The organism is Streptomyces geranii (assembly GCF_002954775.1).
GTDB classification, from domain to species: Bacteria; Actinomycetota; Actinomycetes; order Streptomycetales; family Streptomycetaceae; genus Streptomyces; species Streptomyces geranii.
Window position 1 is genome coordinate 104,198 of sequence record NZ_PJME01000005.1, and the last position, 24,263, is coordinate 128,460.

Below are 24,263 nucleotides of genomic sequence, written 5' to 3' on the forward strand. Positions count from 1 at the left end.
ACGAGGCATCGCCGCTACCGTGCGGAGGGGGTTTCCGAATCGGGTCACCGGGGGCAGGCGCATGCGTTATCCAGTGAGGAATCCGATCGTCGTGATCCCGGGAATCCTGGGGAGCGTCCTGGAGGGTCCTGCGGGTCCGTTGTGGGCGCCGGGCATGCCGTTGCTCCGGTCCCTGGTGGCGCTGCGGGACGCGGACACCGCCGGGCATCCGCTGACGCTGCCGGACGGCACGCCGTCGGCCACCGCGTCAAGGCTGTTTCCCGACGTCGCGGTGCTGCCGGGCCTGATGCGGATCAAGGGCTATTCGCAGACCGTCGACTGGGTGCGCCGGCACTTCGCGGTGACGGACGGTCCGGGCGGTGAGCTGCTGACCTTCCCGTACGACTGGCGGCTGGACAACCGGGTGCACGCGCGCAGGCTGGCCGAGGTGATCGACCGTCATCTGGCCGAGTTCCGGGAGCGGACGGGCGCCGCGGACGCCAGGGCGGTCATCGTCGCCCACAGCATGGGCGGTCTGATCGCCCGGTACTACGTGGAGGTGCTGGGGGGCTGGCGGCACTGCCGGGCGCTGATCACCCTGGGCACCCCGCACCGCGGTTCGGTGCGCGCGCTCGACACCCTCACCAACGGCTTCCGGCACCTGCCGGGCGTACGGACCCTGACCCGCGGTTTCCCCTCGGTGCACCAGCTCCTGCCGGTGTACTCGGTCCTGGACACGGGCGCGGGGCACATCCGGATCGAGGACGCGGCGCCACTGCCGGGGGTGCGGCAGGATCTCGTGGGCGACGGGCTGGGCTTCCACCGGGAGATCGCGGCGGCAGCCGCCTACAACTCCGAAAGCTTTCCGGCGTACGCGCAGCAGCATGTGACGCTCCCGCTGGTGGGCACCCGGCAGCGCGGCACCCTCCAGTCGGCCCGGTGGAACGGCCGGGGCGTGGTCTGCTCGACCGACCCCCCGGGCGCGCTGATCCCGTCGGTCCTGGCGGACGGGGACGGCACGGTCCCCCGGGTCTCGGCGATGCCGCCCGCGCTGCCGGAGGACCGCTGCCGGTTCGTCCCGGAGGCGCACAGCGCACTGCAGTCGCCGCGCGTACTGACCTCGCAGCTCCTCGAACTCCTGCTGCATCTGCAGCTGCCCGGCCTCAAGGACGTACGCGGCCCCTCGGACCCGCTCGCCCGCATGGCCCCGGCGATCAGCAGCGAGGTCGACGACGCGTACGTCGGCCCGGCACCGGCGGTCCTGCGCGCCCAGGTCGTGGGCGCGGCCCGGCCGCCCGACCGGCTGCTGGCGTCACTGACCCGGGAGGGCGGCGAGACCCTCGCCGTGGTCCTGCGCCGGGTCGCCGACCCGGCGGCGGCCGTGCCACCCGGCAACTCGACTGCGGACCAATCCGGTTGGGATCCGGACCCGTCGTCGGCGGCGGCCCGGTACGAGGCGCGGGAGGTGCTGCCACCCGGCCTGTACGACATCGAGATCGCCGCCGACTCCGGTTCGCCGACGCCCGATCCCGTCCAGGACTGCTTCGCGGTGCTCCCGGACCCCGGCACACGTTAGGGCGGCGGGGAGAAGTGCGGGACCACATCTGGTTCAGAGCCCAGGAGAAGTCACTGTCCACCCTGGTCAGGCCCGAGGCCCGGCATCTGCTCGGACCGCTCGGCGTGGCCCCCGACCCGGGCACGGCCGAGCACATCCCGACGCTGGCCCGGGCCATCTACGACCGCCTCACGGAACGCCGACTCAGCTGGTCGGTCGAGCCGTTCCGTGCCTCGGAGGTCCAGCAGGGCGTCCGGTCGGCACGTGCGATCCTGCGCGGCGACCACCGCGCCTCCTGCCTGGACATCTCCCTGCTGTACGCGGGCTGTTGCCTGGGCCACGGCCTCGTACCGCTCGTCGTCGTCCTCGACGGCCACGCCCTGGTCGCCGTCTCGCTGCGCGACCGGGTCGGTCATACGACGCTGGCGCGGCGGTTCGTGTCAAACATGACGGGGTGGTGGGCACAGGCCGACGAGGCGGCGCTGCTGCGGGAGTTGGGCACGGAGGAGGCGGGGCGCTACCTCGTCGTCGAGTGCACCGGCGCCACCCGGATGACGGCCACCCCCTCGGAGCGACTCCCCGAGACCCTGGACCGCCGGGACGGACTCCTGCCGTTCGAGGCGGCGTTGCGCGCCGGGCGACGCCAACTGGCCGTCCCGCAGCGGCCGTTCCTGTTCGCCCTCGACGTCTTCGTGCTGCGTGACTACTGGTTGCTCGGCGACGCGCCCGTCCTCGGCGGGGCGACGGAGCCGTCGGTGATCGGCGCCGCCGTGCAGTCGCTGCGCACGGAGGACGGTGAACCGGGCCCATCCGCCGAGCAGTTGCGCACGCTCGCCGACCACGGTGCCCGGACGGTACCCGGCTACCAGGCCCACTGCGTGGCCGCGTGGCGCACCGGCCGCGGCGCCCGCTTCGACCCGCTGCTCCCGAGGATGAGCGTCGTCTCGCAGCGCGAGCAGGGTTCCCCGCTGGGCCAGGCGCAGTCCGCCGTGCCGCGCAGTCTGGCGGAGGTGCTCGGCGCGGGCTCCGCCGATGTGCTGGTACTGCTCGGGTCCCCCGGCAGTGGCAAGACAACACTGCTGCACCAGGTGCACGCCGACCACTCCCTCGCCGGGCTGCGCCGCCGCGACGGCGCCGTGTCCGTGCTGGTGCCCCTGCGCAGCCACGTCCCGGACGGCCCGGACGCCTCACCACTGACCTGGCTGTCCCGTCGGCTGAGCCGCCGCCACCCGGGACTGCCACCGCTGGAGGATCTCCTCGCCCAGGGCGACGTCCTGGTCCTCCTCGACGGCCTCAACGAACTGACGAGTTCCGCCGCCGTCTCCCGGGCGGAGCTGCTGACACGCTGGCACCGGGCGGTGGAGGAGATCGTCGCCGCCGGTCCCCGCAACCGGGTGATCGCGTCCTGCCGCACCCTGGACTACGAGGCGGGCCTGGGCGGCGAGGAGTACCGCACCGACCACATCACCCTGCTGCCACCGGACCCCGACGACGTCGTACGGGCGTTGCGGCTGGCGGTACCGGAGACGGCCGGCGGGAAGCCCCGGGGGCACGGGGAGCACAGGGAGCACGCAGCGCGCGGGGAGGACAGGGAGACCGGCGAGTTCGAGGAAGCCGGGGAGTACGGGGCGGCCGGGGAGACCAGGGAAGACCTCGTCGGCGTCCCCGACGACGAACTGCGCCGTGCCGCCGCCATCGCGTCGACCCCGTACGCCCTCCGCATGCTCAGCGACCTGCTGCGCGGCGGCGAAGGACCGGTGTCGGACCGGGCCCAGCTGTTCGCCGGGATGCTACGGGCCGCGCTGCGCCGTGAGCATCAGCGCGACAACCGGGCCCTCCTGTACGACGACACCCTCCTCGACCGCGCCGACCGGCGCCGACTCGTGCACCCCGCTCCCGCGGGCACCCATGAACTCCCCGGCCACCGCACCTTCCTGCCCGCCTACGAACAGCTGGCGCTCACCATGCAGCAGCACGTCTCCGGAGGTGCGGGCGAACCCCTGGCCGTGCTGGAGCGGGGCGAGGCCGACCGGGTGCTCGGGGCGCACGCGGACTCGGACGCGCTGGTCCAGCTCGGCTTCGACCTCGGGGTGCTCGACGAGGACATCCCCACCGGACGCCTGATGTTCAGCCACCAACTCCTCCAGGACTATTTCTCGGCATGTGCCCTGGTCCGCCGGGGCGGCATCGCGGCCGTCCTCGCCGATCGACCGTCCCCCCACCCGGCGGACCTGCCGGACGCTCCCCCCTGGGAGCCGCTCGGCCCGCTGCCCGCCGGGCCCTGGAGCGAGCCGGTCGTCCTGGCCACCGTGATGAGCGACCGGCAGAGCGGTCTGGTCGCCGAGATCATGGACGCCGACCTGTTCACGGCGGCCCGCTGCGCCATCGAACCCGGGGTGACGGCGGGCGCACCCCTCACCGACGAGCTGCGCCGCCGTCTGCTGGCGACCATGACCTCCGACGCCGACCTTCGCGTACGCCTGGAGGCGGGCCGGCTGCTCGGCCGGGTCGGCGACCCGCGCTTCCGCACCCGCAAGGGGCCGTACGGCCACTACGTGCCGCCCGAGCTGGTCGTCGTACCGGGCGGCCCGTATCTCGTCGGCTGGGAGGGCGAGGCCGAGTCCAGCCCGGTGAGCACCGTCCGGCTGGACGCCTTCGCGCTGGGCACCTTCCCGGTGACCAACGCCGAGTACGCCTGTTTCCTCGGCTCGGGCGGCTACGACGACCTCCGCTGGTGGCCTACCGAGTCCGCCCGCCGCTGGCTGCGCGGCCTCGACACCCGCTACGGCCACCGGACGCACATCCGCCTGCTGTGCCGGATGTGGGGCGAGAACGGAGTCGTGAACCTGCAGCGACAGGGCTACTTCTCCCCCGCCGAGCGCGACGAACTCCTCGCCTACTGCCGGTCCGACGACGACCAGCTGTCCCGGCTGGCCGCGGAACGCTACCCCGACGAGATCCTCCGGGCGCCGGAGCACTGGACGGACCCGCGCTTCAACGGCCCCAACCAGCCGGTGATCGGCCTCTCCTTCTACGAGGCGACCGCCTACACCCACTGGCTCGCGGCCCAGACCGGCGTCCCCTTCCGGCTGCCGACCGAGGCCGAGTGGGAGGCCGCCGCCCGTGGCCCCGAGGGCCGGGAGCGTCCGTGCGCGGACCACTCCCTCTGGGGCCACGCCAACACCCTCGACGTACGGCTGCGCGCCACCTCACCGGTGGGCATGTTCCCGGCCGCCGCCTCGCCGTGCGGCGCCCAGGACATGTGCGGCAACAGCAACGACCGCACCAGCAGCATCTACGGTCCTGTCGTCACCGACCCGCCCTGGCTCGGCCACGCCTACCCGTACGACGCGACGGACGGCCGCGAGGACCCGGAGGCGCCGGTCACGCTCTGGCGGATCGTCCGGGGCACCAACTGGCGCAACTCCCAGTATCCGGCGGGGTTCCGGGTCGCGAGCCACCCGACGAACCGCGGCACGGGGACCGGCATGCGACTGGCGGCTCCGGCCGAGGCGGCCGACAACTCGGATGGAGGTGAGGGCAGTTGAGCGAGGTGGCCGAGTTCGACAGTCTGGCCTGGTTCTACGACCGCTACTGGGGCCCGGAGTACGCACGCGAAGTGGTCGTCCCGTTGCGGGAGTTCCTCGTGGGCCAGCTGCCACCGGGCCGCCCCCTCCTCGACGCCTGCTGCGGCTGCGGCCATGTCACCGCCGCGCTCGCCGACTGGGGTTACCGGACAGCGGGGTTCGACCTCTCCCCGGCCATGGTGGAGCGGGCCCGCCGGAACACCGCCCCGACACGGCTGTGGGTGGCCGACGTACTGCGCTGCGGCGCCCGCGACGGCTCGTTCGGCAGCGTCGTCTGCACCTACAACAGCCTCAACCACCTTCCGGCGGACGGCACTTCACTCGCCCACGCCTTCGCCGAGCTGCGTCGCTGTCTGGAACCGGGCGGAGTCCTCTTCTTCGACCTCAACTCGCCCGAGGCCGCCGGACGCACCTGGCACGGCTCCTTCACCGACCACAGGGACACGGCGGTCTGCCGCACCGACTCCGAGTTCGACCCCCGTACGGGCACCGGCCGAGCCCGGCTGCGGGTGACCCGGCCGGGGGCCGACGGCAAGGCCGTGCACGAGGAGACCTCGCTCACGATGACGGCGTACCCATGGGCCATGGTCACGGCCGCCCTCGCGGACGCGGGCCTGCGGCTGCGGTCCGTCAGGTCCGCGCCGGCGCTGGGGCTGCCGAAGTGGGAGGGGCGGGTCTTCGTGGTCGCCGAGCGGACAGGTGACATCTGACAGCAGGACCAGGTCGCCCGCTACGACTTGCGGCGGGGCTTGCCCTGGCGGCTGCCGCCGGACCGGCCCGCGCCCCCGCCGCTCCGGGCGCCCTTGCCCGCGGCCCCGCCCCGGCCCGAGCCCGAACCCGACCTTCCGGCGGCGGGCTTGCGGCCCGTGCCCTCCGTACCGCCGGAGCGCTTCTTGGCGGCCTTCGGCTGGTCCGCCTTGGGCTCCTCGCGTCGGCCGCGTGAGCTGTTGACGGTGCGGCCCCTCACGATGCCGATGAAGTCCTCGACCAGGTCGGTCGTGCGGTCCTCCGGCCAGGACAGGGCGACCTGGGACTCGGGGGCGTCGGTGACCGGGCGGTAGGTGAGGTCCTTGCGGTGGTGCAGGCGGGCCAGGGACTGCGGGACGAGGAGGACGCCGATGCCGGCCGCGACCAGCTCGATCGCGTCCTCGGTGGTCGCGGGGCGCTCCAGCGCGGGGCGGCCGGGGAGGTTCTCCCAGGCGAGGGTGTCGTCGAGGGGGTGCAACACGATGTCGTCGGCGAGATCGTCGGCGGTGATCCGGTCGACGGCGGCCACGATGTGGTCCTTGGGGACCACGGCCACGGTGGTCTCGGTGTAGAGGGGGATCGCGCTGAGCACCGTACGGTCGACCGGGAGCCGTACGAGGCCCGCGTCGGCGCCGCCCGCGAGCAGCAGGTCGTGCGCCTCCGCGGGGGACGCCTGGAGCAGGGTCAGGGGGACGTCGGTGCGCCGCTCGTTCCAGATCCGCACCCACTTGGCGGGGATCACTCCCGGGACGTACGCGAGCCGGAACGCGGGGGAATCTTCCGAGCCAGTCACCGCGCCAGGCTACCTGCCCCGACTCCCGCCTCGTCCGGCCCGTCCGCCGTGGTCGCCGTGGTCGGCGCTGGTTCATACGCTCGATACCCTTGACCCCATGACGACGCACCAGACCTCCCAGACCATGAAGCCCGCGACCGCGGCGAAGAAGCTGGGTGTGTACCTCCAGGCCACCCCCGCGGAGTTCCAGGAGGGTGTCGTCACGCGCGCCGAGCTGACCGCGCTGCAGGCCGACCCGCCCGCCTGGCTGCGCGACCTGCGCCGCGACGGCCCGCACCCCCGTCCGGTGGTCGCGTCGAAGCTGGGCGTCTCCATCGCGGGGCTCGCCCGTGGCGGGGTCACCGAGGCGCTCACCACCGAGCAGATCGACGCGCTGAAGCAGGAGGAGCCGGGTTGGCTCCGGCAGGAGCGCGCCGTGCAGGTCGACGTCCGCAAGGAAGCGGTGCGACTCAAGGAACTGCAGCAGGACAGGCAGGAGCAGGAGCGGCAGGGCAAGTAGGCGCGACCGGCCGGGAACCGCCCCGGCCCGACATGCGCGTCCCCTGCGTCTCGCCGATCATTGTCTCTGCCGTGCGGCAAGCGCTACGACGACGAGAGGTGCGGTGGCCATGGACCCCTTCCGGCCGCTGCTCTTCGGCGACGTCGAGGCGCTGCTCGCCGGACCGGCCGCCGAGAGCCATCCGCGGCTGGTCGAGGAGTACGGGCTGCTGCACCGGCTCGTCGAGGGCACGGCCGCCGGGGTGGTCGTCCTCGACACCGAGCTGCGCTTTCTGTACGTCAACCCGCACATGGTCCGGATCAGCGGACTGTCGGAGGAGGAACTCCTCGGGCGGACCCTCGCGGAGGCCTCACCGGAGGTCGACCGGCCCGAGAGCGTGCTGCGGCAGGTGCTGTACGACGGGCAGCCCCGTGATCTCGTGGGCACCGGGCACACCCGTGCCGACCAGCCCTTCACCCGCCGGGCCTGGCATGCCACCTATCACCGACTGCAGGACGAGCGGGGCCGGGTGCTCGGGCTCGCCGGGATCTTCCTGGAGATCAGCGCCCCGCAACAGCACGTGGACGAGCTGGAGCGCGCGCACCGCCGGATGACCCTGCTGGACACCGCCACCGCGCGCATCGGCACCACGTCCGACATGCAGGCGACCTGCGCCGAGCTGGCCCAGTTCATGGTGCCGGACCTCGCGGACGCGGCCGGGGTCGAGCTGAACCTCGACGTCAAGGCCGGTCCGCACCGGCCGCCCCCGGGCGTGCTGCGGCTGCGCCGGGCGGCCCTGGCGGCGGTGCCCGGCGTCAAGGACGCGGTGCTGGCCCTCGCCGGGCTCGGCGACACCCTGGACTATCCGCCGGGCACGGACATCCGCGCCTGTCTGGACGCCGGTCTGCCCTGGCTGAGCAACGGCATCGCGGAGCAGCAGTGGGAGCCCGGTCCGGGGTCGGCGCAGCGGCGGGCCGGCTCCTACCAGGACGTCGGCGTCCACTCGGTCCTCGTCCTGCCGCTGATCGCCAACCGGCGCCCGCTGGGCACGCTGTCGCTCGTGCGGGCGTTCGACTCCCCCGGCTTCACGGTGGACGACGTGTCGGTGGCACAGGAGGTCGCGCACCGGGCCGCCCGTGCCCTGGAGCGCGCCGCCCTGCACACCCGTGAGCACAGCATGGCCCTGGAGCTGCAGCACGCCCTGCTGACCGAGACGACCGCACCGCCCGACCCGCACGCACGGACGGCGTTCCGCTATCTGCCCGCCGACGACGTGGCCCTCATCGGAGGCGACTGGTTCGACCGGCTGGCACTGCCCGACGGCCGGAACCTGCTGGTCATCGGGGATGTGATGGGCCACGGGGTGGAAGCGGCCGTGGCGATGAGCCACTACCGCTCGGCGCTGCGTGCCCTGGCCATGGCGGGCCTGCCCCCGCACCTGCTCCTGGCGCACGCGGACCGGACGGTAGCCGACTCCGGCTTCGACCGGGTCGCCACCTGCCTGCTGGCCCTGGAGGACCCCGCCCGCCGCACGGTGTCGTACGCGAACGCCGGCCACCTCCCACCGGCCTTCCTCTCCCCCGACGGCACGGTGGCCCTCGTGGAGGTCCCTGCGGGCCCGCCCCTGGGCACCGGCTTCGGCACCTACACGACGCTCACCAAACCGTCGGTCCCGGACGGAGTACTGCTGCTCTACACGGACGGTCTGGTGGAGCGCCGAGGCGAGGACATCGATGTCTCCTTGCACCGCCTGACCCAACTACGACTGTCGCCGCGCGCGTCGCTGGACGTCATCCTGGACGACGTACTGGCTCAACTCGCGGACGCCCCGGCCGAGGACGACATCGCGGTACTGGCGGCACGCTCACGCCCGGCGTGAGGGGCGGGCGGGGCGCCGGGCGTCAGGGGGCCGGGTCGGGAGTCAGGGATCGGCGGGAGTGTGCGTCGCCGCCGCCGGGCCCGGGACGGCCCGGAACCCGGCCCGTGCAGGACAGACCCGGCCGCCGACGGTACGGGCAGGGCCGCCACGTCCCCGACGGGACCGTGCGAGGTGTCCCGTCGGGTTCAGCGGCGAAACGGTCAGCGGAAGCACACCACTCCCCCACCCCGCTCAGCGGCGAAGCCGGTCGAAGCCGAACGGTGCCAAAGCCTCCGGTCGAGTCCCCGTCCTGATGTACTCCGCCAGCCGGTGGCCGGTGGCCGGGCCCAGAGTGACGCCCAGCATGCCGTGGCCGGTGGCCGCGTACGCGTTGGCGTAGCCGGGGAGGCGGTCTATCACCGGGAGGCCGTCCGGGAGGAACGGGCGTCCGCCCACCCACGGTTCGCGGATCAGGCTCACCAGGTCGTCCGGGTCGTCGAACCAGTTGCCCAGGTAGTGCCTGCTCGCCAGGGCCACGGCGACGATCCTGCGCCAGTCGAGCCGGTTGTTGTTGCCGCTCAGTTCCATCGTGCCGCCGATCCGCGTGGTGCCGCCGATCGGTGAGGCGACGGCCCTGCGTTCGCCGAAGTACAGGGTGTGCCGAGGCGCCGGGTCCAGGTCGACCGAGAAGCTGTAGCCCTTGCCCGCCTGGAGCGGCAGCCGGTGTCCCAGGCCGCGCAGCAGGTCGGGTGAGCGCATGCCCGCCGCGATGACGACCGTCGAGCAGGGGATGTCACCCTGGTCGGTGCGCAGGGCGGTGACCTTTCCTCCCTCGGTCCTGAAGCCAGTCACCTCCGCGTTCTCGTGGACCTTCACCCCGGCCGCGCCGAGCGCCTCCCCGAGGGCCCGCGCGAACGCCTCCGGGTCCACCACCCCCTCCCCCTCCACCAGATACGCCGCACGCACCCGGGGCGACAGCGCCCCGTCCAGCAGATGCGCCTCGGCGCCCGTGGTGACGTCGGACGGCATCGGGTAGTGGCCGTCCGCCATCTCCCGCTGGACCGCGAGGTGGTGTCGGGCCTCGGACTCGGACAGGAACGCGTGCACCATGCCGGGCCGGGTCAGCGTCGTGTCCACGCCCGCCTCGCGCAGCCCGTCGAAGAGGTCGAAGGTGGGCCGGTTCAGCTCGGCCATCGCCGCGTAGCCGCGCCGGAAGGCCGCCGGAGTGCTGCTTCGCCAGAACCGCCACAGCCACCGCGCGAACGCCGGGTCTGGCAGGGGCCGTAGATAGAGCGGTGAGTCGGGGCGGCCCAGTGAGTGCAGCGCGTAGCGCAGTACGCCGGGGGACGGCACCGGCGTCGAGTGGCTGAGGCAGACCCAGCCCGCGTTCCCTCGCGAGACGCCCGAGCCGAGGCCGCGCCGCTCGATCACGACGACCGGGAGTCCCGCCGCGGCCAGGTAGTACGCCGTGCACAGCCCCACCACACCGCCGCCCACCACGGCCACCGGACTGTCGTCCGGCACACCGCCGGTCATGAGGGGGAGCCGTACGACGCGAGGAACTCCCGGGTGCGGGGTTGCGCGGGTGCGCCGAGTACGTCCTCCGGGATGCCCTCCTCCACTATCCGGCCGCCGTCCACGAAGACGACGTGGTCGGACACCTCGCGGGCGAAGGGGAGTTCATGGGTGACCAGCATCATCGTCATTCCGTCCGCGGCGAGTTCCCGCATCACGCTCAGTACCTCCCGGGTGGCCTCCGGGTCCAGGGAGGACGTGGGCTCGTCGAAGAGCAGCAGTTCGGGTTTGAGGGCCAACGCCCTTGCTATCGCCACGCGTTGCTGCTCACCGCCGGAGAGCTGGTCGGGCAGCGCGAGGGCCCGGTGGGCGACGCCGACCCGGCGCAGGAGCGCGACCGCGCGTTCCAGCGCCTCCGACTCCCCGACTCCCGCCCGGCGTTGGGCCAGGACCACGTTCTCCACCGCCGTGAGGTGCGGGAACAGGTTGAACCGCTGGAAGACCATGCCGACCGTACGACGCAGCCGTGGCAGGTCGCGGCAGACCGTACGGCCGTCCTGGTGGACGACTTCTCCGGCGACCTCGATCGTGCCGTGCTCCGGCTGTTCGAGCAGGTTGACGCAGCGCATCAGGGTCGTCTTCCCGCCGCCGCTCTGGCCGATGACACTGACGATGCGCCCCCGGCCGATGGTGAGGTGGACGTCGTCGAGGACGAGCCGCCCGTCGAAGGACTTGCGCAGCCCCTCGATCCGTACGACTGCTTCCGGGAGCGCCCGCGGTGTGCTGCGCGCCGTTGCCAGTGACTCGGTCATACGGCACCTGCCTTCACGTCGGCGGCCGAGGCCCGGTCCGGAGCGGTGTCCTGGGCGAGCAGCGCACGCGCCGCCCGCAGGCGTCGGCGGCGCCACGGGGAGAGGGGGACGCCCGCTCGCACCTTCCGTTCCAGGAGAAGGAGCAGTTGGGAGAGGGGGTAGCAGAGGGCGAAGTAGATGGCGGAGATGACCAGGTACACCTCCAGCGCCCGGAAGGTGGAGGACGTGATGAGGCGCCCTTCGGACATCAGCTCGGCCGCCGAGACGGTGACGAGCAGCGAGGTGGACTTCAGCAGGTCGACCAGCATGGTGTTGGTGCCGGGCAGCGCCTGCCGTACCGCCTGCGGCAGGATGATCTGGCCGAAGATGCCCGCCCGGCCGAGGCCGAGCGCCTGTCCCGCCTCGGTCTGGCCGGTGTGCACGCCGCTGATCGCCGAGCGGAAGATCTCGGAGAGGTAGGCGGCGTAGAAGACGACCAGACTCAGACAGCCGGCGGTGAAGACGTCCAGCCGGATGCCCGCCGAGGCGAGGCCGAAGTAGCTGAGGAAGATGATGGCCAGCAGCGGGATGTTCTTGAACAGCTCGGTGTAGACGGCGGCGACGGCACGTGCGGGCCAGGCCCTGCTCAGCCGCAGCAGTGCCACCGCCAGACCGAGCAGTACCGCGCCGAGGAAGCTCACGGCCGTGTAGGAGAGGGTGCGCCAGAGGGCGTCGAGGAGGTCGGACCGGTAGTCGGACCAGGGGACTTCGAAGGCGGCGGCGAGGTCGGTCATGTCAGCGGCCCCTCACTGTGCGATGGACGGCGGGGTCCAGTCCTGGGGCCGGTCGACGCCCCGGCGGGCGGTGGCGACGTCGGCGGCGGGCCTGAGGAACTGCTCGGGGTCGCCGCCGTACTTCTTGACGAGTTTCGCCAGCTCGCCGTTGGTGTACATGGCGTCGATCTGCGCGGAGATCGCCTGTTCCAGCTTGGTGGCCTTCTTGGGCAGGTAGAAGCCGGTCTGGTAGGGCTGGAAGTACTGGTAGTCGGGCTTCGCCTTGACCTCGGCAGCGGTCGGCGGGGTCAGGTACTGCGTGCTGATCTTCAGTTCCGGGCGTTCCTTCTGCGCCGCGATGATGATCAGCGGGTCGAGGAAGCCGACGTCGACCCGGCCCGCGCCGAGGTCGTCGAAGACGCCGTTGGCGTCGGGGTAGGCGTGCAGCTTGGCGTCGGGCACGGACTGGATCGACTTGACCCACACATAGCCCTCGACGGTGCCGAGCTGGAGGCCCTTGAGGTCGTCGACCGTCTTGTACGTCTTGCCGTTGCGGACGGCCATCGCCGGGGGCGAGTAGTAGGGCGGGTCGGTGAACAGCCCCTGCTTCTGCCGTTCGGCGGACCAGGCGACGCCACCGATGGTGATGTCGACGCGCCGGGACTGCACTCCGGCGAGCATGCCGGCGAAGTCGGTCACCTGGGGCTTGATCTCCAGACCGAGCTTTTCGGCCACGTAGGTGAGGATGTCGCCGTCCAGGCCGACGATCCTGTCGCCCTGGACGGTGGTGTAGGGGGCGTAGGGCTGGACGGCCACCTTGATGACACCGGGCGTGAGTGTGCCCAGCGCGGCGGTCTTCGCGGACACGTTCGTCGGGGCGTCGTCGTCGCCTGAACCGCAGGCTGTGGCCGTCAGCATCAGGAGTGCGGCCGACAGGGCGGCGGCGAGTGGGCGTATACGGGTCATGGGCGTGAGCCTTCCGCGCTGTGCCCCCGGCAGGGAGGTGATGAGGCCCATACGCTAGGCACCCGGACACCGTGCGTCACCGGTCACTCCGTACGAGGTTATGGCCGAATTCGATCGATCTCCTGTACGTTGCGTCCAGTCGCCGAGGGGATGAGGACCGGAGGAACACGCGTGCTGAGCCCGTCACTCGCGCAGGAGATCGCCGGGGACACCTCCGCCGTCATCGGCTTCAACGTGCTGATCACCGACGCGGACGGCATGGTCATCGGCAGCGGCGACAGCAGCCGGGTCGGCACCTTCCACGAGGCCTCGGTCGAGGTGATCCGCACCCAGGAGTCCGCCACGCACAACGCCTCGCAGGCCCACCAGCTGCGCGGAGTCCGCCCCGGGGTCACCTTGCCGCTGGTCACGGGCGGGCAGGCGGTGGGCACGGTCGGCATCACCGGAACCCCTGCCCAGGTGCGCCGGTTCGGCCTGCTGGTGAAGCGCCAGACGGAGATCCTGCTCCGCGAGTCCGTGATGCTGCGCTCCCGGCTGCTCGCCGAGCGCGCGGCGGAGACCCTGCTGGCCGACATCGCCGCGTACGACCCCCAGGTCGTGGAGGGCGACTTCCTCGTCTTCCGGGCCGCCGAACTGGGCTTCGACCTGCGGTTGCAGCGGGTCGCGGTGGCGATCGAGGTGAGCGTGCCCGACGCGGGCGCCCGACGGCAGGGAGCGCCCACCCGGGACATGGCCCTGGTCCGCTCGGAGCTGCTGCGTACGGTCCGTGAGGTCTTCGCCGATCCGCAGGACATCGTGGCCTCGACCGCCCCCGGCTGGGTCGGTGTCCTGCGCCGCCTGCCCGCCCGGGCCGAGGTGGCCTCCCTGGTCGCGGACTGCCGGCGCCTGACCGATGTCGTCACGGCGCAGGACGGTCTCACCGCGCGCGTGGGCATCGGCGAACCGGCCGTCTCCGTCGCGGGACTGCGCGACTCCTGGCAGGACGCCCGCGACGCGCTGCGCCTCGGCCCCCGGGTGACCGGCGGCCCCCGGGTGCATCTGATCGCCGACCTGCGCGTCCACCAGGTCCTGGCGGCGGTGAACCAGCCCGCCCGGCGGCGTCTGGTGGACCTGACGGCCGCGAACCTGCGGGCCCAGCCGGACTGGCCGGTGCTGCGCGACACGATCACCGCGTGGTGCGAGAGCGGCTTCAACCTGGTCCGGACGTCCGCCGCCCTGCACATCCACCGCAACACCGTCGTCTACCGCATGAACAAGATCGAGCAGCTGACCGGCCGCCCGCTGCGCGAGCACCGGACCACCATGGCCCTGTATCTCGCCTGCTTGACCGACGAGTTGGGCGAGGGCGCCACCCCCGAGGAAGGGTGACGTCCCCGCGCCCGAAGCAACTGCCCGGCTACTCCGTCGCGGTGGGCCGCCGCGAGGCAGCCGTCGCCTCGTCGACGTCCGTCAGCGGGCGCAGCCGGTAGCTGTACGCGTAGTCGCGGTTGGCGAACAGCTTGAACTCGTCGTGGGTGTGCGCACCCCAGCTGTTGTCGCCGCCGACGCCCATCTGCCGGTGGTTCAGCCGCAGGACGACCTCCTCACGCGGGGTGAGCTGGTAGTCGTGCCGGGCCCCGACCGACAGGTCCTCGGGGGTGAAGTGCGAGGCGTTGACCTCCAGGAGGGGTTCGGCGGAGACCAGCAGGCCGGTGCCCTTGCGGTCCGTCAGGGCGATCCAGCGGACGTCGGTCTTGTTGCCGTTCTCCTGCGGACGCAGATAACCGCTCCACTGCCCGTCGACGGTCCCGGAGTACAGGCCCACGTCGGTGGCGTTGTTGCGGTCCCAGTGGTTCTCCTCGGGGCCGCGCCCGTAGTAGTGCAGCCGGTCGAGCCGGCCGGGCAGGAGCAGCAGCGTGCCCACCTCCGGGATGTACGGCAGTGAACTCGCCCCGGGATGCAGGGTGTTGTCGACCTTGATCTCGCCGTTGCCGAAGACGGTGTAGGTGGTGGTGTACGTCGAGGCCGTCGTCGTGGGCAGGGTGCCTGCGACCTTGATCTCGACGGCCCGGTCCCGCAGGGCGCGCACGGTGACACCGGTGACCGTGCGCCGGGTGCCCGCGTCGCGCCAGGTCTGGTTGCGGGTGTGCTGGCCGTTGCCCCGGTCGTTGTCGGTGGGCGCCCGCCAGAAGTTGGGGACGGGCCCGGCGGCGATCAGCTGGGTGCCGCCCGCCTTGTAGGAGGTGATGGCGCCGGTCTTCTTGTCGACGGTGACGGAGAACGCCTTGCCCTTGACGGTGACCGACGTGTCGCCGTCCTGGTGGCTGAGCGCCGGGACGCTGTCCAGCGGCTTCGGGGTGACGGCGGGGCTACCGGCGTCTATGGGGAGTTGCTGCCGGGCCACTTCGAAGCCGGACTTGGCCCACTTGGTGGATTCCCGTGTGTGGAAGGACAGTTGGAGGAAGTACTCGGCGCCCGCTGCCGGCTTGCTCGGCAGGGTCAGCGGCACGGTGATGGCCTTCGCGGACAGTGGCGGCACGTCCAGCTGACCGCGGCTCAACTTGCCGCGCTGCACGACCTCGCCGTCCCGCACCAGCTCCCAACGCCCGTCGAATTCGCGGAGGTTGGTGAAGAGGTACTCGTTGGTGAGGGTGACGGCACCCGGCACCGACCCCGAAGTCGCTTGCACGGCCTGGTAGATGCGCTTGACCTCGGCCGACTTGCCGGTGAGCCCGCGGTCGGCGGTGACGATGCCGTCCCCGGAGAAGGCGCCGTCGTTCGGGTTGTCGCCCCAGTCACCGCCGTACGCGTAGAACGTCTTCTCGCGGGGCCGCTTCTCGGCGACTCCGACGGTCGCCGCGTCGAACCAGAACCGCACGCCTTCGTCGCCGGGACCCCGGCTGTCGGAGGCCAACTCGGCGGCGCTCAGGGCGCGGGCGTAGACGCGGGCCCGGCGGATGGTGCCGCTGAACTCGCGGGTGGGGTTGTCGACATCGGTGGCCAGGGCGAGGGGCGCGGTGTTGATGTCGGGCCGCCGGGTGGTGGTTCTCGTCGCCCGGGCCACGCCGTCGGCGTAGAGGGTCAGGGTGCCCGTCGTCGCGTCGAAGACACCGGCGATGTGGTGTTCCTTGCCGGTCCAGTCGTCGGGCAGGGACCAGTAGGCGCTGATCCACTGGCCGCCGCCGTAGATGAAGAACTCCAGGCCCCGGTCCGACTGCTTGAGGGCGTACTGCGTGTCGCCCTTGGCGATGACGGGCTGGTGGTAGCCGAGGAAGTGCGGGGTGACCCACGCCTCCAGCGTCAGGGAGCCGGTGAGGTCGAGGCTCGTGTCGCGGGCGAACACGGTGCCACCGGAGACGCCCTGTTCGCGGCTGAAGGTGCCGCCACCGGCGACGGCCTCGCCCCGGAGCGCGGCGGGGCCGGACTCGGTGAGCAGTTTGCGGGTCGGGGTGGGCCAGGCGAGGGCCTGGTCGACGAAGTCCCAGATCCAGCCGCCCTGGAGGACGGGGTAACGGCGGACGAGGTCCCAGTACTTCTTGAAGTTGCCGTTGGAGTTCCCCATGCCGTGCGAGTACTCGATCATCACGTACGGCCGGGTGTCGTTGGTGTCCTTGGCGCGCTGCTCGACGCGCGCCGGGCTGTCGTACATCTCGGAGCGGATGTCGCTGATCCCGGGGCGGTCGTCGCCCTCGTACTGGATGACGCGGGTGGTGTCGTAGGAGTGGATCCAGTCGTACATGGCGTTGAAGGTGGTGCCGCCGCCCGCCTCGTTGCCGAGCGACCAGATGACGACCGAGGCGTGGTTCTTGTCCCGGTGGACCATGTTCTGGGCGCGGGCCACGCACGCGGTGGTCCACTCGGCGTGGTTGCCGGGGTACTCGCCCCGGACGCCGTGGGTTTCGAGGTTGGTCTCGTCGACGAGGTACAGGCCGTACTCGTCCGAAAGCTCCAGCCACAGCGGGTTGTTGGGGTAGTGCGAGGTGCGGACGGTGTTGATGTTCAGCCGCTTGATGATGCCGATGTCCTCGACCATGTCCGCGCGGGTCAGCGCAGAGCCGTGGACGGGGTGCATCTCGTGCCGGTTGGTGCCCCGGAGGGAGACCGGCTGACCGTTGATGCGCATCAGCCCGTCCTTGAGGGCGAACTCGCGCAGCCCGACCCGGTGGGAGAGGGTCTCGATCACCTTGCCCGACGGGTCACGCAGACGCAGAACAGCCGTGTAGAGATTGGGGTGTTCGGCCGACCACAGGCGCGGCGCGGGTACCGCCTTGGCAGCCTGTACGGACTTCTCCTCACCGGCGCCGAGCGCGACCGTCTGCTGGAGCGGACGCGACCACACCGGGTGCCCGCCCGCGTCGTACAGCTGGGTCTCGACGGAGTACTGGCCAGCTCCCTTGCCGCCGTAGTCCCGGACGTTCGCGGTGACCGACAGTTCGGCCGCCGTGTAGTCGTCGCTGAGCGGGGTGTCGAGCCGGAAGTCGCGCAGGCGCACTGCGGGCGTCGAGTAGAGGTAGACCGAGCGGAAGATGCCGCTCAGCCGGATCATGTCCTGGTCCTCCAGCCAGTCGCCGTCGGAGTAGCGGTAGACCTCGACGGCTATCTGGTTGGTGCCGCGCTTCAGGTACGGGGTGATGTCGTACTCGGAGGGGTCGTAGGAGTCCTCGTGGTAGCCGACCAACTCCCCGTTGATCCATACGTAGTGGGCCGACTTGACGCCCTCGAAGTGCAGGAACGTCCGCCGTCCGGACCAGTCGCGCGGGATCGTGAAGGTGCGCCGGTACTGGCCGACGGGGTTGTGGACGGTCGGCGCGACCGGCGGCTGAGCCTCCTCGCCCCGGCCGTTGGCGCCCCACCAGGGGTAGTCGCTGTTGATGTAGATCGGGCTGTCGTAGCCGTGCAGTTGCCAGGCGGAGGGCACGGGGATGGTGGACCAGGTGCTGTCGTCCACGTCGGTACGGTGGAAGTCGACGTCCCGGTCGTCGGGGCGGTCGACGTACGCGAACTTCCAGGTCCCGTCGAGGTTCAGCCGGTACGGGGATCGGGTGCGGTCGGCGGCCAGGGCCTGGGCGACGTTCGCGTACGGCATCAGCGTGGTGTGCGCGGGCTCGGTGCCGAGCCGGAAGACGTCGATGTGGCCGTTCCACTCGGGGGTGGCGTCCGACGCGTCCAACGCGCCCGCTGCGACGGCCTGTTGGGCGGTGGCCGCTCCGGACAGGGCGAGCGCGCCCAGGACGGCGGCCCCTCCCTCCAGAAGACGGCGGCGGCTGACGGCGAACTCGTGGGGGTGCGGCATGACCGTGGCCTTCCTCGGTACGACAGACAGGGCGCTGCACGGACTGAGGGTGTGTCAGATTGTGTTCGGTACTGTTGACAAACCGACCCGGAATCCGGCAGCGCTGTGGTCTTCGGTGGCGGCTCAACCCACCTGGGCGGTGCGGGAGTTGATATTGGGTCAGCACACAACTGCTGGTGACAGTGGGAGCTGCCGAGCCAGGCTCACCCTAGGACTTCGAACACAGCCGAAGCAATAATCTTGTCGGACTCTGTTGGATCCTGATGACTCATCCCGCGCTCAGTGGCCCCGGAACGCCTCCTCCAGCCACCACGAGCCGTGGTCCCTGACCACCTTGGCGTCGATGAGCAGCGGCGCGGATCGTGGTCCCGCCACCCAGTCGGCCACGGCCTTCAGGTCGCCCGGCACGCGCACGGTGACCGCCTCGAAGCCGTACCCCCGGGCCACGGCGGCGATGTCCGTCGGCGGGAAGGTGACCGTGTCGAGCGGGTGCCCGTCGGGCCCGAAGTGGTGGACCTCGGCTCCGTAGCCGTCGTCGTTGTAGACCACGACCACCATGGGCAGCCCGAGCCGCCGTACCGTGTCGAGTTCGGCGGCGCCCATCAGCGCGCCCCCGTCCCCGAGCGCGGCCACCGGCAGCCGGTCCGGGCGGGCGAGGGCAGCGCCGATCGTGGTCGCCAGCCCCAGACCGATCGACTGGAACGCCTGCGTGAAGCAGAAGCCGTGCTCGTCCGGCACCGACAGATACGCGCTCGGGTACCCCATGAAGTTGCCCGAGTCGACGCCGACGACCCGCTCGGCGGGGAGGAGGTCGTCGAGGGCGATGCTGAGCGTGCGCGGGTCGATCCGCTCCCGGGTGCCCGTGTCCTCGTACGGCACATCGCGCAGCCGCACCCGGGCGGCGATCGCCTCGCGGACCTCGGCCGTGCGGTAGCCCTGCCGTCGGTCGCCGCGCGCGTCGAGAGCGAGCCGCGCCGTCAGTGCCACGTCGCCGGTGACGCCGAGCCAGACCTCCCGGTGGGCGCCGAGCGCCGCCGTCTCGTCGTCGACCTGGACGACCGTCGCCCCGGGCCCGATGAGGGCGCCGTGCCGCATGGTCCACATGTTGAGGGCGCAGCCCCAGCCGACGATCAGGTCGGCGCCCCGGATCAGTTCGGCGGCGAGGGGCGAGGCGAAGCCGCCGGAGACGTCGAGCGTCCAGGGACTGCCGTGGAAGAGGCCGCGTGCGACGGCCGAGGTGGCGAGGAGCGCGCCGTGCCGTTCGGCGAGGTCCAGGAGGGCGTCGCGGGCGCCGGGGCCGCGGGCGCCTCGGCCGGCGACGAAGACCGGGCGCCGGGCGTGCCCGAGGAGTCCGGCCAGTGCCGTCACGTCGGCCTCCGACGGCTCGACCGGCTGCCGTGCGGACGGTGGTACGACCTGGGCCAGGGCTCCGTCCGGGACGTCCAAGGTCTGTACGTGGAGCGGGAGGTTGAGGAGGACGGTACGTCGTTCGTGGACGGCGCGTCGGACGGCGGCGCAGGCCACCTCCACGGCGTCCTCGGCCGAGGTGACCCGAGCGGTGACGGCGCCCACCGCCCGGGCGAGGGCGTCCTGGTCGACGTAGAAGTTGGACCTCGGCTCGGTGACCTCGGCCGCCAGCACGACCAGCGGGGTACGGCTCTTGGCGGCCTCGGCGATGCCGGTGACGGCGTTCGTCAGACCGGGGCCCTGGTGCACGCTCAGCACCGCCACCGTGCCGCTCGTCCGCGCGTACGCGTCGGCCATCGTCGCCGCGCCGCCCTCGTGCCGTGCGGCGACGAAGCGTGCGCCCGCCGCCACCAGCGCGTTGGTGACATGGAAGTTGCCCGAGCCCACGACGCCGAAGACCCGGTCCACCCCGGACGCGGCCAGCGCCCTGCCGACGGCCTCCGCGACCTTCATGACCGCTCCACCAGGGCGAGCACGCGTGCCGGGGCCCCGGACCCGCTGACGATGGGCAGCGGGCCGGCGACGACGACCGCGCCGGTCGGCGGCAGTTCGGCCAGGTTCCGCAGCTGGGTCAGGCCGTACTTGTCGCTGCCCATCAGATACGAGTGGCAGGGGAACGCCGGGTCGAAGGAGTGCGCGCCTCCGGCGTCGGTGCCGACCGTCTCGACGCCGAGGCCGATCACCGGCGACTCCTCGGCCACCCAGCGGGCGCACTCCACGGACAGGCCCGGGGTGTGCGGGCCGTTCTCGTCCGCGTTGAGGAAGGGTTCCTGGGCGTGTGCGCGGGCGTCCCAGCCCGTACGGAGCAACAGCCAGCCCCCGTCGGGGAGTTGGCCGTGTTCCGCCTCCCACGCCTGCACGTGGTCGACCTCGACCAGGAAGTCCGGGTCCTCGGCCGCCTCGGCGGTGAAGTCCAGTACCGCCGCCGGTGCGACGAGGCGGCCCGCCGGGACCGAGGCCACGTCGGCGAGGTCCTTGCCGGTGACCCAGTGGTTCGGGGCGTCGAAGTGGGTGCCGGTGTGCTCGCCGCTGCGGAAGTTGTTCCAGTACCAGGCCGGTCCCCGGTCGTCGTACCGGCTGATCTCCTCCAGCTCGAACACGGCGGTCTGGCCGAACTCGGGCGGCAGTTGCAGCACGGGGGTGGACGACGACAACGGCGAGGTGAGGTCGACGACTTGGATCGACCCGCCGCGCAGACCCGACACCAACGAAGCGAGGACGGACGGCTGGGACATGGAGGCCTCCTGGGACGCTGCTGGAGCCCTCAGCATCCCAGCCAGGCGCGGTGTCCGACGGGGTGTCAGGAGGCGGGGTGTCGGGCGGGCGCGTCCCAGAGGACGTTCAGGGTGGCGGGCTTGCGGAAGACCAGGCCCTGCGGGGTGCTGGGGTGTTCCGGGTCGAGGCGCAGGCCCGGCAGGCGTTCGAGGAGGCGGTGGAGGGCGATCCGGGTCTCCAGCCGGGCCAGATGTGCGGCGAGGCAGTAGTGCGGGCCGTGGGCGAAGGCCAGTTGGAGGCGGGCGTTCTCGCGGCGCACGTCGAAGTGGTCGGGGTCGGGGAAGACGGCCGGGTCGCGGTTGGCGCCGGTGAGGGAGACGGTGACCAGGTCTCCCCGGCGGATGGTGGCCGGACCGAGTTCGGTGTCGCGGGTGGCGTAGCGGTCGACGACCGCGGCGCCGGGTTCGAGGCGCAGCGACTCCTCGATCGCGCCGTCGAGGAGGCCGAAGTCGGCCCGGACGAGGGCGAGTTGGTCGGGGTTCCGGAACAGGTGCAGCAGGGCGTTGGTGATCATCGCCTCGGTGGTCTCGATGCCGCCGAACATCAGCACGGCGGCGTTGGAGGCGACCTCGGGCACGGTCAGGCGTCCGGCGGCGGTCAGGAGCAGGGAGGCGGTGTCCCGGTCGGCGACGGTGGCCTCGACGGCGGCCCGCAGTTGGGCGTAGGCCGCGGTACCGGCGGGGCTCGCCGCGTGACCGGCGGTGATGTCGGAGACCGACTGCACGATGGCGTCGTACCAGGTGAGGACGGTGTCGGCGGTGGTGCCGGTGAGGCCGAGCGCCTCGGTCACGACGGCGACCGCGAGGGGTCCGGCGAAGGCACGCCGGAGTTCGGCGGCGCCGGTCGGCGGGAGGGCGGTGATGAGCCGGTCGGTCTCGCGCTCGATGCAGGCGGTGAAGCCCTCCCGGACCTCGCGCGGGCGGAAGGGTGCGTTGAACGGCTCGCGGTGGCGGGCGTGTTCGTCGCCGTCGAGGGAGAGCATGCTGGGGCCGACGACCTGGGCGGTGGAGAAGCGCGGGTCGTCGACGGTGAACGTCCCGGAGTCCCGCATCACGGTCAGTGCGAGATCGCGCCGGGTGACCAGCCAGCCGCCCAACTCCGGTAGCCAGGAGACCGGTTCGTGGGCGCGGAGCAGGGCGAGGCGGGCGTGCGGGTCGTCGGCGAGTTCGGCGAGGGTGGTCCCGGCGCCGAGCGGGCTGGAGTCGACGAGGTGGGCTGTCATCGGGGGCGAACTGCCTCTCGGTGGCTGGTACTTGGGCATGATTCCTTCACCCCTGGAGATGAGCCGTTCACTCGACGAACAGTCCTCGCGCGGCGGCCCGGGCGTCGAACTCCTCCAAGTGGGCCTGCGCGTCCGGCAGTGCGTCGCACATGGCCTCCAGGAGCACCTGACCGAGGAGCATCGGGGCGCTCACGGTGTCGAAGACCAGACCGGTGCCCACGGCGGCCGGAAGCAGCACATCGCTGTGGGCGGCGACCGGGGCGAACGTACCGTCGGCGATCGTCACCACCGTCAGCCCCGCGTCCCGGGCGTGGTCGAGGGCGTCGAGGAGTTCGCGCGGATGGCGCGGCAGCGCGAAGCACAGGAGGGCGCTCGCACCGGCCTTGCGGGCGGCGTCTATCCGGTCGGCGAGCAGGGAGCCGCCCTCGTCGAGCAGCCGTACGTCGGGGTGGACCTTGGCCGTGAAGTAGGCGAAGCCCCGGGCCTGGGCGGCGGAGGCGCGCAGGCCGAGCACCGGCAGCGGGCGGGACGCGGCGAGGAGCCGTCCCGCGCGTTCCACGGGGCCGGGGTCCGCGAGCAGGGAAGCCAGTTGCCGCAGGTTGTCGATCTCGGCCTGTACGGCCTGCTGGTACGGGTTGTCGGACCGCTCAGGCGTGTCCGTGCCGGTGGGGGCCACGTCCCGGAGGTGTCTGCGCAGTGCCGGGTAGCCGTCGAAGCCGAGGGCGACCGCGAAGCGGGTCACCGACGGCTGGCTGACGCCCGCCAGTTGGGCCAGTTCCACGCTCGACAGGAAGGGCACGTCCGCCGCCTGCCTCACCAGACAGTGCGCGATACGGCGTTGCGTCGGGGTGAGTCGACGTCCCTCGAAGAGCCGGTGCAGCCGTGCGGAGGAACCGGCCGCCTCGGCCGTGTCGGTGCCGACGCCGTCGCTCATCTGCTCCCCAGCCGGTCGTGTTCGGGACCCTCTCCCCCGCCCGGTGGGCCGGGCCGGGGAGAGGGCGGACGATATTGCCACAGCGCAGCCGGGTCAGCTCACGAGACCGGCGCTCGTCAGCCAGTCCTTGGCGACCGTGCTGGAGTCCTCCTTGTCGTTGACGAGCTTCTTCATCATCTCCAGCAGGTCCTCGGTGGTCAGCTTGGCGGAGACGCTGTTGAGCGCCGCCTTGGCCGTGTCGTCGACCGCCGACTTGTAGACCAGGGGCGTGACGTTCTGCGAGGAGAAGAGGTTCTTCGGGTCCTCCAGGACGACCAGCTTGTCCTCGACGATCGCCGGGTCGGTGGTGTACAGGTTCGCGGCCTGTACCTCGTCGTCCTTGAGCAGCTTCACCAGGGTGGTCTGGGCGCCCGCGTCCAGCGGCTGGAACTTGCCGAACTCGACGCCGTAGACCGACTTCAGGCCGACGCCGCCCTGTGTGCGGGTCTTGAACTCCGAACCGGCCCCGATCGTCATGTCCTTGGCGACCGGCTTGAGGTCGGCGATGGTCTTGAGCTTGTACTTGGCGGCGGTCTCGGCGGTGACGGTCACCGAGTCCTTGTCCTCGGCGGTGGCCGAGTCGAGGATCTCCACCGAGGAGGGGAGCTTCGCCTTCAGTTCGGTGTTGACCTGCTCCGTGCTGGTCGCGGTGCTGTTCTTGTCGACCGCCACCGAGAGCAGGGCGCCGTTGTACTCGGGGACGACTCCGATGCCGCCCTTGACGACCTGGTCGTAGTAGACCTCGCGGGCGCCGATGTCGAACTTCCGGGTCACCTTGAGGCCCTTGGACTCCAGGGCCTGGGAGTAGATCTCGGCGAGCAGCTGGCTCTCGGGGAAGTTCGCCGAGCCGACGACGATGGATTTGCCGTTGCCGCCGCTGTCGGCGCTGTCACCGGTCAGCGGGTTGCTGCTGTCACTGTCGCCGCCGCCTCCGCAGGCGGTCAGCGAGAGTGCGGCGATCAGACCGAAGGCGGCGCTGCGGTAGATGCCTCGCTTGGTGCTCATGGGGTTT

The 24,263-nt window shown here is 71.9% G+C and carries 17 protein-coding genes; 6 read left to right on the forward strand and 11 right to left on the reverse strand.

Features of this window, described 5'->3' with window-relative positions; translation table 11 throughout:
* Window positions 1-91: 91 nt before the first annotated feature.
* The 3 genes from CW359_RS09455 to CW359_RS09465 are packed head-to-tail and all read left to right on the forward strand — an operon-like array spanning window position 92 to window position 5,831.
* Window positions 92-1,555 (forward strand): esterase/lipase family protein, encoded by a 1,464-nt coding sequence (locus tag CW359_RS09455; RefSeq protein WP_198655158.1) that lies wholly within the window; start codon window positions 92-94, stop codon window positions 1,553-1,555.
* A 14-nt stretch (window positions 1,556-1,569) separates the two neighbouring features.
* Complete coding sequence (locus tag CW359_RS09460) at window positions 1,570-5,082, forward strand: SUMF1/EgtB/PvdO family nonheme iron enzyme (RefSeq protein WP_105969365.1); 3,513 nt, start codon at window positions 1,570-1,572, stop codon at window positions 5,080-5,082.
* Window positions 5,083-5,087: 5 nt separating this feature from the next.
* Window positions 5,088-5,831, forward strand: coding sequence for a class I SAM-dependent DNA methyltransferase (locus tag CW359_RS09465; RefSeq protein ID WP_232838344.1), 744 nt, complete (start codon window positions 5,088-5,090; stop codon window positions 5,829-5,831).
* A 20-nt stretch (window positions 5,832-5,851) separates the two neighbouring features.
* Here CW359_RS09465 and CW359_RS09470 read toward each other — a convergent pair whose 3' ends face one another.
* Entirely contained in the window at window positions 5,852-6,661 is an 810-nt protein-coding gene (locus CW359_RS09470) for a LysR family substrate-binding domain-containing protein (protein WP_105969367.1), read from the reverse strand.
* Window positions 6,662-6,758: 97 nt separating this feature from the next.
* On the opposite strand from CW359_RS09470, the gene CW359_RS09475 reads away from it, so the two are divergent.
* Both CW359_RS09475 and CW359_RS09480 read left to right on the forward strand, forming a co-directional pair.
* On the forward strand, window positions 6,759-7,160 hold the full coding sequence (locus CW359_RS09475; RefSeq protein WP_105969368.1) for a DUF5997 family protein: 402 nt from the start codon (window positions 6,759-6,761) through the stop codon (window positions 7,158-7,160).
* Between the two features lie 109 nt (window positions 7,161-7,269).
* The gene (locus CW359_RS09480; RefSeq protein ID WP_105969369.1) at window positions 7,270-9,018 is read left to right on the forward strand and encodes a SpoIIE family protein phosphatase; all 1,749 of its coding nucleotides are present in this window, start codon (window positions 7,270-7,272) and stop codon (window positions 9,016-9,018) included.
* A gap of 231 nt (window positions 9,019-9,249) precedes the next feature.
* Here the strand turns inward: CW359_RS09480 and CW359_RS09485 are convergent, their stop codons facing one another.
* The 4 genes from CW359_RS09485 to CW359_RS09500 are packed head-to-tail and all read right to left on the reverse strand — an operon-like array spanning window position 9,250 to window position 13,042.
* Window positions 9,250-10,533 (reverse strand): NAD(P)/FAD-dependent oxidoreductase, encoded by a 1,284-nt coding sequence (locus CW359_RS09485; protein ID WP_105969370.1) that lies wholly within the window; start codon window positions 10,531-10,533, stop codon window positions 9,250-9,252.
* On the reverse strand, window positions 10,530-11,324 hold the full coding sequence (locus CW359_RS09490; RefSeq protein ID WP_105969371.1) for an amino acid ABC transporter ATP-binding protein: 795 nt from the start codon (window positions 11,322-11,324) through the stop codon (window positions 10,530-10,532). Before CW359_RS09490 ends, CW359_RS09485 begins: the two co-directional genes overlap by 4 nt.
* Window positions 11,321-12,097, reverse strand: coding sequence for an amino acid ABC transporter permease (locus CW359_RS09495; protein ID WP_105969372.1), 777 nt, complete (start codon window positions 12,095-12,097; stop codon window positions 11,321-11,323). The genes CW359_RS09490 and CW359_RS09495 overlap by 4 nt, the downstream gene beginning before the upstream one ends.
* Before the next feature lie 12 nt (window positions 12,098-12,109).
* Window positions 12,110-13,042 carry a substrate-binding periplasmic protein gene (locus CW359_RS09500; protein WP_105969373.1) on the reverse strand — a complete coding sequence of 311 codons (933 nt, stop codon included), beginning with the start codon at window positions 13,040-13,042 and terminating at the stop codon, window positions 12,110-12,112.
* 171 nt (window positions 13,043-13,213) lie between these two features.
* Between CW359_RS09500 and CW359_RS09505 the strand changes: the two genes are divergently transcribed.
* A complete protein-coding gene (locus CW359_RS09505) occupies window positions 13,214-14,410 on the forward strand; it encodes a CdaR family transcriptional regulator (RefSeq protein WP_198655159.1) in 1,197 nt (398 codons plus the stop codon).
* Window positions 14,411-14,438: 28 nt separating this feature from the next.
* Here the strand turns inward: CW359_RS09505 and CW359_RS09510 are convergent, their stop codons facing one another.
* From CW359_RS09510 to CW359_RS09535, 6 genes are all read right to left on the reverse strand, one after another.
* The gene (locus CW359_RS09510; RefSeq protein WP_105969375.1) at window positions 14,439-18,314 is read right to left on the reverse strand and encodes a glycoside hydrolase family 2 TIM barrel-domain containing protein; all 3,876 of its coding nucleotides are present in this window, start codon (window positions 18,312-18,314) and stop codon (window positions 14,439-14,441) included.
* Window positions 18,315-18,593: 279 nt separating this feature from the next.
* On the reverse strand, window positions 18,594-20,234 hold the full coding sequence (locus CW359_RS09515; protein WP_105969376.1) for a thiamine pyrophosphate-binding protein: 1,641 nt from the start codon (window positions 20,232-20,234) through the stop codon (window positions 18,594-18,596).
* Entirely contained in the window at window positions 20,231-21,016 is a 786-nt protein-coding gene (locus CW359_RS09520) for a cyclase family protein (protein WP_105969377.1), read from the reverse strand. Before CW359_RS09520 ends, CW359_RS09515 begins: the two co-directional genes overlap by 4 nt.
* Before the next feature lie 65 nt (window positions 21,017-21,081).
* The gene (locus tag CW359_RS09525) at window positions 21,082-22,278 is read right to left on the reverse strand and encodes a cytochrome P450 (RefSeq protein ID WP_105969378.1); all 1,197 of its coding nucleotides are present in this window, start codon (window positions 22,276-22,278) and stop codon (window positions 21,082-21,084) included.
* A gap of 67 nt (window positions 22,279-22,345) precedes the next feature.
* The gene (locus tag CW359_RS09530) at window positions 22,346-23,212 is read right to left on the reverse strand and encodes a MurR/RpiR family transcriptional regulator (protein ID WP_105969379.1); all 867 of its coding nucleotides are present in this window, start codon (window positions 23,210-23,212) and stop codon (window positions 22,346-22,348) included.
* A 93-nt stretch (window positions 23,213-23,305) separates the two neighbouring features.
* The gene (locus tag CW359_RS09535) at window positions 23,306-24,256 is read right to left on the reverse strand and encodes an ABC transporter substrate-binding protein (RefSeq protein WP_232838320.1); all 951 of its coding nucleotides are present in this window, start codon (window positions 24,254-24,256) and stop codon (window positions 23,306-23,308) included.
* Between the last annotated feature and the right edge of the window lie 7 nt (window positions 24,257-24,263).

Bases quoted from the DNA above. Each gene is read 5' to 3' on its own strand.
- CW359_RS09475 (WP_105969368.1), top strand. From the start codon at position 6,759: ATGACGACGCACCAGACCTCCCAGACCATGAAGCCCGCGACCGCGGCG.
- CW359_RS09480 (WP_105969369.1), top strand. From the start codon at position 7,270: ATGGACCCCTTCCGGCCGCTGCTCTTCGGCGACGTCGAGGCGCTGCTC.
- CW359_RS09485 (WP_105969370.1), bottom strand. From the start codon at position 10,533: ATGACCGGCGGTGTGCCGGACGACAGTCCGGTGGCCGTGGTGGGCGGC.
- CW359_RS09490 (WP_105969371.1), bottom strand. From the start codon at position 11,324: ATGACCGAGTCACTGGCAACGGCGCGCAGCACACCGCGGGCGCTCCCG.
- CW359_RS09495 (WP_105969372.1), bottom strand. From the start codon at position 12,097: ATGACCGACCTCGCCGCCGCCTTCGAAGTCCCCTGGTCCGACTACCGG.
- CW359_RS09500 (WP_105969373.1), bottom strand. From the start codon at position 13,042: ATGACCCGTATACGCCCACTCGCCGCCGCCCTGTCGGCCGCACTCCTG.
- CW359_RS09510 (WP_105969375.1), bottom strand. From the start codon at position 18,314: ATGCCGCACCCCCACGAGTTCGCCGTCAGCCGCCGCCGTCTTCTGGAG.
- CW359_RS09515 (WP_105969376.1), bottom strand. From the start codon at position 20,234: ATGAAGGTCGCGGAGGCCGTCGGCAGGGCGCTGGCCGCGTCCGGGGTG.
- CW359_RS09520 (WP_105969377.1), bottom strand. From the start codon at position 21,016: ATGTCCCAGCCGTCCGTCCTCGCTTCGTTGGTGTCGGGTCTGCGCGGC.
- CW359_RS09525 (WP_105969378.1), bottom strand. From the start codon at position 22,278: ATGACAGCCCACCTCGTCGACTCCAGCCCGCTCGGCGCCGGGACCACC.
- CW359_RS09530 (WP_105969379.1), bottom strand. From the start codon at position 23,212: ATGAGCGACGGCGTCGGCACCGACACGGCCGAGGCGGCCGGTTCCTCC.
- CW359_RS09535 (WP_232838320.1), bottom strand. From the start codon at position 24,256: ATGAGCACCAAGCGAGGCATCTACCGCAGCGCCGCCTTCGGTCTGATC.